Below are 13,252 nucleotides of genomic sequence, written 5' to 3' on the forward strand. Positions count from 1 at the left end.
GCAGCTCACAACGGCAGATCGCCGATGGCTTTCCTGACGCTGCCGTCGCGCTTGTAGGCGTCGATGGTGCGCTGCGCGATGCGCCACTGGTGAACCTCGTCGGCACCGTCGGCGAAGCGCGCCCAGCGCGCATGTTGCGCCATGGTCGCCAGCGGCGTGTCGGTGGAATAACCGAGAGCACCGTGTACCTGAATGGCGCGGTCGACGACCCGGTTCAGCATATTGGCGACGAAGTGCTTGGCCATCGACACCTCGCTGCGGAAGTCCTCGCCGCGGTCGATCTTGTAGGCGGCGTGCAGCACCATCAGCTTGCCCTGGTACAGCTCCATGGCCGAGTCGGCGATCATCCACTGGATGCCCTGCTTGTCGGCCAGCAACGAACCGTGCGCAAAGCGGTTCAGGGCGCGGTCGACCATCATGTCGAGTGCGACCTCGGCCTGACCGATCCAACGCATGCAGTGCGCCAACCGAGCCGGGCCGAGCCGGGCCTGTCCCAGCAAGTGGCCCTGACCCCGCCCACCGAGCATGTTGGCGCGCGGCACCCGCAGCTTCTCGATGCGAATCTCCGCGTGGTTGTGCGTGCCGCTCATGGTGGAGATGTTGCGCACGACGTTCCATCCCCTGGCCGGTAGGTCGACGATAAACGCCGTGTTGGCTGCCTGCGGAATCTCCGGCCGGTCCTCGGTCCGGGCGACGAGAATGGCGAATCCGGCGCCGCTGGCGCCGGAAATGAACCACTTGTGCCCATCGATAACCCAGTCGTCCCCGTCTTCGACGGCGCGGGTCTGAATGAGGGTCGGGTCCGACCCTGCCACTTCGGGCTCGGTCATCGCGAAGCACGAACGCGCGACGCCGTCGCAAAGCGGCCGCAGGTACTTCTCGCGCTGCGCCGGGGTGGCCCAGTGGAGGAGGGTGTGCATGTTGCCCTCGTCGGGAGCCTGGGCGTTGAGGGCGTAGGGCCCGAAGGCCGACTTGGCGGCTTCGGCCGAGACGGCGGCCATGGCGACGTGGCCAAGGCCCATGCCCCCGTACTCCGCCGGCATGTGCGGTAGCCAGAGACCCCAGTCCCTGGCGGCGACCCGCATCTCGATGATCGACTGAATTAGGAAACGACGATCGCCGGGCCGCTCGGCGACGCGGACTTCGGCTGGCCGGACGACCTCGGCGATGAAACGCCGGACCTTGAGACGCAGTGCGTCGATTTCCGGAGGGAAACTGAAGTCGATGGCCATCGGGCGGTCCTTTCGGTGGCGGGTGTCGGGAGAGAGTAGACGAGTCGACTGTGCGCCGTCGAGAGTCGAGACCGCAAGGGGGCCCACGGCAAAGTCGTTCACCGAGGGGCAAACGGTTCTTCAGGCATTACGGAACCTGGAATCCGTTCGGGCCGAGTAGCCGCCTTCTTCTGGCGGCGTATCGAGGCTCCGTCAGCGCTTTGCCAAAGCGCTGAGACCGCAAGGGGGCCGGGTTCAGTCGGTACGCGGGCTGTGGTACCGATGATTCGATGGCCGACTGCCGGTGCGCGAACACGCACCGTTGACCAACGGGGAGCACGAGCGTATGGCCGAATTGCCCGATCCGGATGTCCCGAAGCCCGAACCCAAACCAATCGACGAAAAGCTGGCGATGGAACTCCGCCACCTGGCCGAGGATGCCATCCTGCGCGGCAAGCCCAACGGCGAGGAGCACTGCCGGAATTGCCTGTACTACCTCGATACCGACGCCGACCTGACCTACTGCTGGCACCCCAAGATCCGCATCCTTGTCGGCGAGAACTGGTGGTGCCAGTGGTGGGAGGCGATCCGCGACGATGCCTGACGAACGACGAGTAACGCCGCCGGCGGGCTGCTGTTGGTGTATGGTGCGGCATTGCCAGTTCTGCGAAGTGGCTGCGCAGTAGAGACGGATTGAGCTGTGCCCATGGGGCCGTTATCGAGGCACCCGAATTGCTCGTAGTTTTCCGGCAGCAACGAAATCGGAGATGTGCGCCGAGCGCCGGTGACTCGCCGGTGTTGCTGCCCTGTGTCTGAAGGAGATTCTCCATGCGTAACGCGTCAGCCCCGGTTCAATCGGCCCCCCAGATAGCGGCAATCGAGGGGAAGCGGCGCGATCTCACGCCCGAGCGGGCGGCCGTCCTTGACGGGCTCGTGGCCCAGGCGCAAATGGCCGCCGCCGCCTTCCATCAGTTCGACCAGCAGCAGGTCGATCGGATCGTTCGGACGATGGTGATCCGGGGTCTCGAAAAGGCACAGGAGCTGGCCCTGGCGGCGGTCACCGAAACCAAGCTCGGCGTGCTCGAAGACAAGACGATCAAGAACATGGTGGCGACGGAGTTCGTCTACCATTCGATCAAGGACGAGAAGACCGTCGGGATCATCGCCGACTACCCGGAGCGCAACCTCAAGGAGGTAGCCGAGCCGATCGGGGTCGTCCTGGGCGTGACGCCGATTACCAATCCGACGTCGACGGTGATCTTCAAGGCCCTGATGATGGCCAAGACGCGGAACACGGTGATCTTCTGTCCCCACCCGTTGGCCAACCGGTGCTCGAACGCGGCGGCCCGCATCATGTACGAGGCGGCGCTGGAGGCCGGCGCGCCGGAAGGGTTCGTCGGCTGGGTCGACGACATTGCGCTGCCGGACACGCAATACCTGATGCGGCATCCGGGGGTGCAGCTCATCGACGCCACCGGCGGCCCCGGCGTGGTTCGCGCCGCCTACAGCTCGGGCAAGCCGGCGCTGGGGGTCGGGGCCGGGAATGTGCCCTGTTATGTCCACCGCTCGGCCGATCTCAATATGGCAGTGGTCGACATCCTGACCTCGAAGACTTTCGACAACGGCACCATCTGCGCCTCCGAGCAGACGGTGCTCGTCGACCGGGTCGTCCACGATCGCGTCGTCCAGCTCTTTGCCGAGCTTGGCGCGCACGTTTGCACCGCCGACGAGGTGGCGCTGCTCGAGCAGAGCGTGGTCGACGCCGCCGGCGGGCACATGCGCCCGGAGGCTGTCGGCCAGAGCGCGGTGCGCATCGCGCAGACCATCGGCCTTGCGGTGAAGCCGGACACCAAGCTCCTGCTCGCGCCCCTGCAGGGCGTCGGCCGGCATCATCCGCTGTCGTGCGAGAAGCTGTTCCCCGTGCTGGGCATTCTCCCCGTCGACGGCGAAGACGAGGCCATCAACGCGGCGATGGACGTTCTCTATTTCGGCGGCGTCGGGCACACGGCGTCGATCTTCTGCGAGGAGCAAGGGGTGATCGACCGCTACGGCCAGGCGTTGAACGCCGGACGCATCATCGTCAACTCGCCATCGTCAGTCGGGGCGCTCGGCGGGGTCTACAACGATCTGCGCCCGACCTTTTCCTTCGGCTGCGGCAGCGGCGGCGGTAACAGCACGATCGAAAACGTCAGCGTGCGCAACTACCTCAACATCAAGCAGATGGCCAAGCGCACCCCGGCGCACCAGTGGCTGCGGGTGCCGAACCAGATCTTCTACAACCTGCACTCGCTGGAAAACCTGCGCGACCTCGACGCCGGCAACGTGCTCATCGTCACCAGCCAGGATCTCGACCAGCTCGGCCTCGTCGATCGGGTCCGTGCCTACCTGCCAGCCGGCGTACCCTGCCACGTCTTCAACGACGTCGAGATCGAGCCGACCTACCGGGTTGTCGTCCGCGGCGTCGAGGCGATCCGCCACCATCGTCCGGACCATCTGCTCGCCGTCGGCGGCGGCTCGGTGCTCGATGCGGCCAAGGCGATGCGCTTGTTCTACGAGCATCCCGACCTCGACTTCCACAGCCTCGAGACGACCTACCTCGACCCGCGCAAGCGGGTCATCCAGTACCCGAGGACGGCGTCGAGCGGCCTGAAACTCGTCGCCGTCCCGACCACGAGCGGAACGGGCTCGGAGGTGACGCCGTTTGCCGTGATCACCGACAAGGAAATCGGCCGCAAGGTGCCGTTGTACGATCACAGCCTGATCCCGGACATCGCGATTCTCGATCCCGATCTCGTTCGGGGCCTGCCGCCGAGCGTGACCGCCGACACCGGCATGGACGCGCTGACGCACGCGCTCGAGGCGGCGGTTTCGGTGTTTGCCTCGGAGTACACCGACGCTCTGGCTTTCCAGGCGGCCCGCATCGTCTTCGAGTACCTGCCGCAGGCGGTGCGCGACGGGACGAACATGGAGGCCCGCGCCCGGATGCACAACGCCGCCTGCATGGCCGGGCTCGCCTTTGCCAATGCCTTCGTCGGAGTGAACCACGCGCTGGCGCACAGTCTGGGTTCGATGTTCAAAGTGCCGCACGGGCGCGCCAACGCCGTCCTGCTGCCGTACGTTATCCGTTACAACGCCGCGGTGCCGTCGAAGTTCATGCCGTTCCCGAACGTCAAGGCCTACGTCGCCCACAAGAAGTACGCGCAGTTCACCGACACCATGAGTTGGGGCGGCGGCACGGTGGCGGAGAAGGTCGACATTCTGGTCGAGAAGATCTTCGATCTGATGGGCGCCTGTCGCGTGCCGACCTGCATTCGGGACCTGAGCATTGCGCCGGAGGAATTCGAGCGCGCTCTACCCGACATCATCCGTGCGGCCTACGACGACATCAGCATCCGCTCGAATCCGCGCATGCCGTTGATCCACGAACTCGACGCGTTGCTGCGGACGGCGTACGCGGGGCGGCAGGGGTGAGCCCGCACCGGCGGGGACGTGGGATGACACAGGGGAGCGATAAGGCGACGAGGCGGATAGAGTTCGACCCGGCGGCGCCGGAGGCATGGCTGCAGCGGCTGCACACGGCCTTGCGGGAGCCGGTCGTAGGCCCGCTGGTCGTCGATATGGCGCAGACGAGTTACACCGGGCCCGCGGCGCTCGGAGCTTTGCAGGCGGCCGCCGACGCCGCCGACGCCGCAGGCCGCGAGCTGTGGCTCGACCGCGTGCCGGCGCCGGTGTACAAGGTGTTACAGGTCGCCCGGCTCGCGGCGCGCTTCCGGCGCGTGCACCACGGAACCGACCGGCAGGGCGGATAGTGACCATGCAACACGGAGCACGGATTAGTTATCGTCCGCACGAACTGTCAGCGACGGTTTGTCCGGCCCGTTTCGTCCGGCAACCGACGGTCGACATTGCCTCCCCGGGGATCGACAAATGAGCAAGCACTACAACTACGACCGGTTTACCGCGCTCGATAACTCGTTCCTCGTCTACGAAGACACGGACCCCAACACGCCGATGCACGTGGCGTCGATCGCCCTGTTCGACGCCGGGCCGTTGCGGCGCCGCGACGGCGGGATCGACATCGACCGCATCGTGCAGCACATCGCCGCGCGGTTGCACAAGATCCCGCGTTACCGCCAGCGCCTCGCCTACATTCCGATCGAGTCGCGTCCGGTGTGGGTCGACGACGAGCGCTTCAACCTCGCGTACCACGTCCGGCACACGGCCCTCCCGAAACCGGGCGACATACGGCAGCTCAAACGCATGGCGGCCCGGGTCATGGAGCAGCGCCTCGATCGCGGCAAGCCGCTGTGGGAGACGTGGATTGTCGAAGGTATCGAGGGCGACCGCCTCGCCATGATCAGCAAGACCCACCACTGCATGATCGACGGCGTCTCGGGGTCCGATCTGCTCGCCGTGCTGCTCGATCCGACACCCGCGACCCCGAACGAGGAGCCGGTGAAGTGGGTGCCGCGCCCGCTGCCGAGCGGGGTCACCCTGCTGCGCAACGAAATCGTCGAGCGCGTCCAGATGCCCGCCCGGGTGCTGGGTCGCCTGCTGCGCGAGCCCCTGACGGTGGTCGGCGAGGTCAGCGACGGCATGGCGGCGCTCGGCGAAACGATCCGCAACAGCATGGCGGCGGCTTCCGACTCGCCCTTCAATCAGCCGTTGGGTCCGCACCGGCGTTTCGACTGGACGAGTGTGAGCTTTGCGGACATCAAGCGCATCCGCCAGCGTCTTGGCGGCGCCGTTAACGACGTCGTGCTCGCCACCGTGGCGGGAGCGGTGCGCGGGTTTCTGGAACAACGCACGATCGACGTGAGCGAGCTGGCCTTCAAGGTGTTCTGCCCCGTCAGTACGCGCGCCGACGACGAACGCGGCAAGCTCGGCAACCGCGTGGCCGGGTGGACAGTGCCGTTGCCGATCGCCGAACGCGATACCGAGAAACGCTACGCGACGATCGTTGCCACCACGAGCGCCTTGAAGAAGTCGGGCCAGGCGCGCGGGGCGGAGCTGGTGATGGAAGTTGTCGAATGGACCGGGGCGACGGTGCTGGCGCTCGGCGCGCGGCTCGCCTCGCAAACACACCCGGTAAACATGGTGTGTACGAACGTGCCGGGTCCGCCACAACCGCTCTACCTGCTCGGTGCCCGGATGCTGGAAGTCTATCCCATGGTGCCGTTGGGTATGAACATGATCCTCGGCATCGCGCTGTTCAGCAATGCCGGCAAGCTATTCTGGGGTTTTAACGCCGACTGGGATCTGATTCCCGACCTGCACGATTTCGTCGCCGCTATCGAGGCGTCATTCGCCGAGCTGCTCAACCCGGCCACGACGGAGGCGCAACCGCAGAAGACGGCGGCGGTGGAGCTGCCGCCGCCGGGCCGGCCGCAGAAGCGTGGGTCGCCGCGGCCGCCGCGCCGATCTCGGGAGCGCCGCGGCACCGCCAGGGCGACGGCGTAACTACTGACCCGATCCCTCGATCCGTATCTTCGTGCACCGGCAGGTAGCTCGGCCCGAACGAATCGGAGTCGGGTTCGCTATCCCGGGGGCACCGTCGTGCCGCTCACTCGCCACGGCGCTCGGCGAGGCGCCGCTCGGCCGCCATTCGTTCGAGCTCCACGGCGGAGTGATCGACGAACTGCATCGCCGCGGCGATGGCGCGATGCCCCGCCCGTTCGGCGATCAGGCGGTGCATCGCCTGACAGACCCGGCGGTAGGCGGCATGGCCCTGCGGCGCGGTGCGCAGCTCAATCACGTGCATGGCCTCGCGGGCGTTCATCTGCATGTAGAAGCGGACCCGATACGCCATGGGCACGGCGTACTGGGCGACTTCGGGCAGTCCCGCCGCCTGCAGTTCGTTGGCGACGGCGCCGCAGGTCTCCATTACCGCGTGCCAGTCGGCGGCACCGCCGGCCTCGACGACGGCTTCGGGAACGCCGTAGCCGTAACGCGGGGAGAGCATCTGCCATTCGACCGTGACCAGCCGGTGGCGCTGCAGGTCGCGAAAGGCCCCGTAGTCGGTCAGCACGTCGAACCGGTACCCGGTGCGTTCGAACGCCCTGCCGGGTTTATGGCGGCGGTTGCCGCGGGTCCCGATGTACGCCACGAGCGCCGCGGTGCGTTCCCCCGCGCTCATGCGGCGCACGTGCGCCAGCAGTTGATCGTCGGGCAGGTGCGAGACGGCGTAAAGAGCGGCGGCAACGACCTTGACTTCGCCCTCGGGGTCGAATTCGGTCAGCACCACCTCGGGTCGCTCCTCCGCGGCGACGTCGCCAAGGAGCCGCGCCGCGACCTCGGCAGTGGCGGCGCGCGTCGCTGCGAGATAGCGGCTCCAGGCGCCGCCCCGATCGTCGCGGTCGACACGGGTCAGAAACGCCGGCATGACGGTGCGCAGTTCGGCCAGCATTCGTTCCGCATACCAGTGCACTTCCTGCAGCGGATGCGCTCGCATGCGCAGCAACAGGGCCTCGTACGCCTGCCCCGAGCCGAAAATGCCGACGTTGGACTGCGTGGCTGCGGGCAGCAGGCCGCGCAGCGTGTCGAGCGCCTTGGCCCGCAGCGTACGGCGATACGCGGTTTCCGGGTCCGTGGCAGCGCGCGGGAAGCGGGCTTCGAAGTGACGTTCCATCGGCTCGATCCAGTGGGCGTAAGTTGCGAAGGCCCGGTCGAGGGCGGCGACGTAGGCGGGTCGCAGCGGCGAGGACTCGATCTCGGCGGGCACGAGGTACTTCCAGCGCTCGCCGACGCGGTCGGCGTAGGAGATGTAGCGCGTGGATTGCTCGAGGTAAGCGGCGAGGCGACCCCATTCGAGGATCTTCGTGAGCACGTTGGACGCCCCTTCGCAGGCGAGGTGGGCGCCGCCGAGCTGGGCGACGGAGTCGTCGCCGTATTCGTGAAACACGCGTTCGTACAGCGTCGAGGCGCGACCGACCCCGACGGCGGGCTCCGGCAGCACGCTGGGACCGGCAGGCTCGACGCGGTCGAGGAATTCTTCGAGGAACAGCCGTCGCAGCGACTTCGCCGATCGCGAGTAGCGTGCGAACAGGGCGCCCTTGACCACTTCGGGCAGGTTGGTCAGGGCGAAAACCGGTCCGTCGAGGTTGGTAAAATACGGCGCCAGCGCCTCGCGCTCCGCCGCCGTCAACTCGTCTCGCGCCATCGCCGTCATGAGTGTGCGCGCTGCTTGTGCCACATTCGGCGCAGAAGGGCGAGAGCGCGTTTCTCCGCCCGTGGAACCGCTCTCGTCCTAACCCGGTGCCAGTGGTATCGACAGGCGTATGACTTCGACCTCGGCCGTATCGACGCCGGCGGTGGACGTCGCCGCGGAGCGTCTGGCGTACGTCGGCCTGGCGGTGTCGTCGGCCTGCTGGGCGTCGGCGTTCGTCATCGGCAAGCTGCTGATGGCCGAGTTGCCACCGTTGCCCGTTGCGGCGTTGCGCTACGTGCTGGCGGCGCTGATGCTGCTGCCGTTTGCGGCGCGACAGCGCGGCGAATTGCGCCACGCCGGAGGGGCGTGGGGCGCTCTGGCCGTCATGATCGTGTGCGGCGGCATGGCGTACCAGTGGCTGTTCCTGGTGGCGCTGGTGCACACGACCGCCGCCAACACTTCGCTGCTGATCGCCCTGAACCCGGTTTTCACCGTGCTGGCGGCGCCGTTGATCGGCGAGCCACTATCGCGCGACCGCCTCGCCGGGGTGGTCCTCGCGCTTGCCGGTGCGGCGATCGTCATCACGCACGGCGATCTCGAGGTCGTGCGCAACCTGGCTTTCAATGTCGGCGACGTCGTCGCCCTTGGCGCCGCGTTGAGTTGGACGGCCTTCAACCTCGCGTCGCGGCGCGCCGTGACTCGCATGAGCCCGGCGCTGGTCAACTTCCTCGTCTACGCTCTGGGTGCCCTGGTGCTGGCCGTCGCCGCTCTTCCCGGCGGCTCGCTGCTGCGACTGGGCTCGGCAAGCCCGGGCGCCCTCGCCGGTATCGCCGCCATGGCGTTGCTGTCGTCGGTGCTTGCCGGTCAGCTCTTTCTCGTCGGTGTGCGCCGTGTCGGCGTCGGGCGCACCGTGGTGTTCATTTACCTGATTCCGGTGCTGACGGCCGCGCTGTCGACGACGCTGCTCCACGAACCGTTCGGGCCCGCCCAGGCCGCCGGCGGCGCCGCGGTGCTGGCGGGAGTGTACTGGACGACGCGAACGAAGCGCCGACCGGCGTAGTCGGTCCGGGTCATCTCCTCACCGGCTAACTCGACAACCTGACGCGCTAACCCGGCCTTCCCAGCACCTCGTTCAAACTCCCGCTCCGAAACCCCTGCAGGTCCACGGCGACGTAAAGAAAACCCAGCGCCTTCAGCTCGCGCAGCAGCTCGGCGCGTACCTCCGGTTGTACGAGCCGGGAAATCGCTTCGGCCGGCACTTCGATCCGGGCAACGGTGTCGTGAAAGCGCACGCGACACTCGGCGAACCCGAGACGCCGCAACACGCGCTCTCCGCCGGCGATGCGGGCGAGACCTTCGCGGGTGATCGCGGTTCCGTAAGGGAACCGCGACGACAGACAGGGGCTCGATGGTTTGTCCCATGTCCGCAAGCCGAACTCGCGGCTGGCGGCACGAATATCGGCCTTGGTGAATTCCGCCTCGACCAGCGGATGGCGCACTGCCTGCCGCGCCGCGGCCTGCAACCCGGGCCGGTAGTCGCCGAGATCGTCGAGGTTGGCGCCGTCGGCAACATGCTCGATGCCGCGGCGCTCCGCCTCGGCGGCGCAAATCTCGTACAGGTTGCTCTTACAGAAGAAGCAGCGATTCGTCGGGTTGGCGGCGTAGCCGGGGATTTCCAGCTCGTCGGCCTCGACGACGACGTGCACGACGCCGAGTTCCCCGGCCAGCGCGACCGCGGCGGTAAAGTCCTCGTCCACCGCCGTGGGCGAACGCGTGGTCAGCGCGACCACCCGCTCGCCGAGTTCGGCAACGGCGACGCGCAGCAGGAAGCTCGAGTCGACCCCGCCCGAGAAGGCGACCAGAACGCTGCCCAACTCGCGCAATCGGGCGCGCAGTTTGTCGAGTTTCGTCTGCACTCAGATGCCTTCGGCGCGCAAGAAGACGTCGGTCGTCAGGTAACGCTCGCCGGTATCGCACAGCACGGTCACGACAACATGCCCGGGGCCGAGGCTTCGAGCCACCCGAACGGCGGCGCACACGTTGGCCCCGGCCGACGGTCCGACCAGGATGCCCTCCTCGCGGGCCAAACGGCGCGCATACTCGGCGGCCTCGTCGTCGGTGACGCAGACGATCTCGTCGATGAGGCTGCGGTCCAGCACCGCGGGCACAAAGCCCGGGCCGATGCCCTGGATGTTGTGGTAGCCCGGCTGCCCCCCCGACAGAACGGGCGACGCCGCCGGTTCGACCGCGACAATCCGCACCCCCGGCCGCTCGCGCCGCAGCACCTGGCCGACGCCGGTGAGCGTTCCGCCGGTACCCACGCCCGCAACGAAGGCATCGATGCGATCGAAGGCGTCGAGGATCTCCTGCGCCGTGGTTCGCCGATGCACGTCCGGATTGGCCTGGTTGTTGAACTGCTGCGGCATGAAAGCTCCCGGCGTCTCCGCCGCGATCGCTTCGGCCCGCGCAATCGCCGCGTGCATGCCCCTCGAATCGGGCGTCAACTCCAACTCGGCGCCGTAAGCCGTCAGCAGGCTGCGCCGCTCCTCGCTCATCGTATCGGGCATGGTCAGTACCACGCGGTATCCCTTTACCGCCGCAACCAATGCGAGTCCGATGCCGGTGTTGCCGCTCGTCGGCTCGACGATCGTGCCGCGGGACGGCAAGCGTCCGTCACGCTCCGCCGCCGCGATCATGGCGAGACAAATGCGGTCCTTGACGCTGCCTCCGGGGTTCATCGACTCGAGCTTGCCCCACACCTCGGCACTTCCCGCGCCCGGGAGGCGATTGAGCCGCACCGCCGGAGTGTTGCCGATCAGATCGAGACAGGTTCTGGCGGTGCCTTCGCTCATCGGTCGTTGCGTCGTGCGGGGAATAAGGGAACGGTATCGGCGAGGTATCGGCAAGTCAATTCGAGGTCATGAAAGACGCTGAGCGTAAAGGCGCACTGGTTCTCTTCCCCGGCGCACTGGGCGACTTCATCTGTGCACTGCCGGCCGTACTCGCCTTGCACGCACGCCACGGAGATCCGCTGACGCTGGTTGCCCGGCCCTCCCTGCTCGATCTGGTCGATCTTCCCGGGGCTGCCGGCGTCGCCGTCGATCGTCGCGAGATCGCCGATCTGTTCGCCGCCGGCGCACCGCTGCGGCCGGGCACACGCACTCTGCTCGGCGGGAGGGCCGCGGCCTATTCGTGGTCGGGGTTCGGCGACTCGACGTTCGCGAGGCGCCTGGCTGAAATTGCCGGCGACAACGTCCACGTCTATCCGTTCCGCGACTTGCGTCCCGGTGAACACGCGGTCGAGTACTACGCCCGGTGCGCCGGCGTGGTCCCGCAGATCCCTCCCACCACGCTGTTTCGGTCGGACGGAGCGTTTATCGAGGCCGCTCCCTTAGCGCGCGGCCCGCTGCTGGTGGTGCAGCCGGGGAGCGGGAGTCGGGCGAAGAACTGGCAGGGCTTCGCGGCGTTGTTGTCGATCTGGCGGGCGCAGCACGGCGGAACGGCGGTGGTGCTGCGGGGCCCGGTGGAGGAGGATACCGCGGTCGGCGTCGATCTCGGTCAGCCCACGCTGGTCGGGCTGTCGTTGCCGCAGGCGACGGCGTTGCTGCGCCGCGCGGCGGTATACCTTGGCAACGACGCCGGTATCAGTCACCTGGCCGGCGTCCTCGGAACGGCAACGGTGGCGCTCTTCGGCGACAGCGACCCGCGGACATGGGCACCGCGGGGGCCGCGCGTCCGCGTGCTCCACGCGCCGGAAACCTGCCCGGTCTGCAGCCCGGGCGTGTTGTGTGTGCACCGCCTGCCGGTGGAGCGGGTGCTGCACGCCCTGGAGGTGTTCGTGTGAGCCCCGCGGGTGGCGACGCACGACGACCCGCGCGCTCGGTTACACCACCTCGGGATCCCAGAAGCGGGTCCAGTTCTCCATGTAGGCGGCGCCGTCGGCGATCAGGCTGGCGCCGTTGATGTACCGCGCGCCCGGCGAGCACAGGAACAGGGTAATCGCGGCGACCTCGTCGGCGTCGGCAAGTCGGTGCGCCGGAATGTCCTTTACGGCCAGGGATTCGTAGTCGCTGGCCTCGGCATAGGCGAACTCTTCTTCGCGCACCCCCGTGGTGGCCACGGTGCCGGGCGCCAGGGCGTTGACCGTCACGTTGTGGCGCGCCCAGTAATAGGCCAGGGAGCGGGTCATGCTGACGACGCCGGCGCGGGCCGCGCCGGAGTGGGCGAAGAACGGGGCGCCGCGCTCGAACGAGAAGATGTGCACGATATTCACCACCGCACCGAACCCGCGCTCGATCATGCGCGGGCCGACGCGGCTGCACATGTTCCACGTGCCGTTGAGATTCAGATCGACGACGGCGCGCCATCCGCGGTCGGTAATGTCCTGGGGCCGCGCCGGGAACTGGCCGCCGGCGTTGTTGATGAGGAAATCGATGGCGCCGAACCGCTTCAGCGTGGCGTCAACCAGTGCCTCGACCTGATCGATCTCGCGAATGTTCGTCGGCATCGACAGGCACGGGACGCCCATGGCGGCGAGGGCCGCGGCCGTCGGTTCCAGGTTCTCCGGCTTGCGGCTGGCGATGACGACATTCGCCCCCAGGCGTCCGAAGGCCAGGGCGATCTGCCGGCCGATGCCGCGCCCCCCGCCGGTAACCAGGGCGGTCTTGCCGCGGAAGAGATCGGGAGCGAACGTCGCGAGCGGGTCCGGAATCGTCTTCATGACGGCGGAGTGTAGGAAGCGAGTCGCGGAAAGGCAAAAGGGGGGCAGTCTGGAGCGCACCGATCTGCATCGGTGCGCGACGCGGGCGCGCCGGGCACGTCGCAACGGGTCGGACGCAACGGGTTGGAAACGGGTTGTGGAAACGGGTTGGACACCCACCATGTCGCACCCGCC

The 13,252-nt window shown here is 67.7% G+C and carries 11 protein-coding genes; 6 read left to right on the forward strand and 5 right to left on the reverse strand.

Going from position 1 to position 13,252, the window contains the following annotated elements; all coding sequences use genetic code 11:
* Positions 1 to 5: 5 nt before the first annotated feature.
* Positions 6 to 1,232, reverse strand: a complete 1,227-nt coding sequence (locus tag L6Q96_18680; protein ID MCK6556579.1) for an acyl-CoA dehydrogenase family protein — start codon at positions 1,230 to 1,232, stop codon at positions 6 to 8.
* Positions 1,233 to 1,557: 325 nt separating this feature from the next.
* Between L6Q96_18680 and L6Q96_18685 the strand changes: the two genes are divergently transcribed.
* From L6Q96_18685 to L6Q96_18700, 4 genes are all read left to right on the forward strand, one after another.
* Positions 1,558 to 1,815, forward strand: coding sequence for a hypothetical protein (locus tag L6Q96_18685; protein ID MCK6556580.1), 258 nt, complete (start codon positions 1,558 to 1,560; stop codon positions 1,813 to 1,815).
* 224 nt (positions 1,816 to 2,039) lie between these two features.
* Positions 2,040 to 4,682 (forward strand): bifunctional acetaldehyde-CoA/alcohol dehydrogenase, encoded by a 2,643-nt coding sequence (gene adhE, locus L6Q96_18690; GenBank protein MCK6556581.1) that lies wholly within the window; start codon positions 2,040 to 2,042, stop codon positions 4,680 to 4,682.
* 23 nt (positions 4,683 to 4,705) lie between these two features.
* Positions 4,706 to 5,020 carry an STAS domain-containing protein gene (locus L6Q96_18695; GenBank protein ID MCK6556582.1) on the forward strand — a complete coding sequence of 105 codons (315 nt, stop codon included), beginning with the start codon at positions 4,706 to 4,708 and terminating at the stop codon, positions 5,018 to 5,020.
* 118 nt (positions 5,021 to 5,138) lie between these two features.
* Positions 5,139 to 6,671 (forward strand): wax ester/triacylglycerol synthase family O-acyltransferase, encoded by a 1,533-nt coding sequence (locus tag L6Q96_18700; GenBank protein ID MCK6556583.1) that lies wholly within the window; start codon positions 5,139 to 5,141, stop codon positions 6,669 to 6,671.
* Positions 6,672 to 6,774: 103 nt separating this feature from the next.
* Here the strand turns inward: L6Q96_18700 and L6Q96_18705 are convergent, their stop codons facing one another.
* Entirely contained in the window at positions 6,775 to 8,379 is a 1,605-nt protein-coding gene (locus L6Q96_18705) for an FAD-dependent thymidylate synthase (GenBank protein ID MCK6556584.1), read from the reverse strand.
* Between the two features lie 109 nt (positions 8,380 to 8,488).
* Between L6Q96_18705 and L6Q96_18710 the strand changes: the two genes are divergently transcribed.
* Positions 8,489 to 9,418: a DMT family transporter gene (locus L6Q96_18710; protein ID MCK6556585.1), complete on the forward strand. Its 930-nt coding sequence runs from the start codon at positions 8,489 to 8,491 to the stop codon at positions 9,416 to 9,418.
* 46 nt (positions 9,419 to 9,464) lie between these two features.
* On the opposite strand, the gene larE is transcribed toward L6Q96_18710, so the two are convergent.
* Positions 9,465 to 10,274, reverse strand: coding sequence for an ATP-dependent sacrificial sulfur transferase LarE (gene larE / locus L6Q96_18715; GenBank protein MCK6556586.1), 810 nt, complete (start codon positions 10,272 to 10,274; stop codon positions 9,465 to 9,467).
* On the reverse strand, positions 10,275 to 11,210 hold the full coding sequence (gene cysK, locus L6Q96_18720) for a cysteine synthase A (protein MCK6556587.1): 936 nt from the start codon (positions 11,208 to 11,210) through the stop codon (positions 10,275 to 10,277).
* 68 nt (positions 11,211 to 11,278) lie between these two features.
* Between cysK and L6Q96_18725 the strand changes: the two genes are divergently transcribed.
* Positions 11,279 to 12,202, forward strand: a complete 924-nt coding sequence (locus tag L6Q96_18725) for a hypothetical protein (GenBank protein ID MCK6556588.1) — start codon at positions 11,279 to 11,281, stop codon at positions 12,200 to 12,202.
* Between the two features lie 39 nt (positions 12,203 to 12,241).
* On the opposite strand, the gene L6Q96_18730 is transcribed toward L6Q96_18725, so the two are convergent.
* On the reverse strand, positions 12,242 to 13,078 hold the full coding sequence (locus L6Q96_18730) for an SDR family oxidoreductase (GenBank protein MCK6556589.1): 837 nt from the start codon (positions 13,076 to 13,078) through the stop codon (positions 12,242 to 12,244).
* Positions 13,079 to 13,252 lie beyond the last annotated feature (174 nt).

The organism is Candidatus Binatia bacterium, from assembly GCA_023150935.1.
GTDB lineage: Bacteria > Desulfobacterota > Binatia > HRBIN30 > HRBIN30 > JAKLJW01.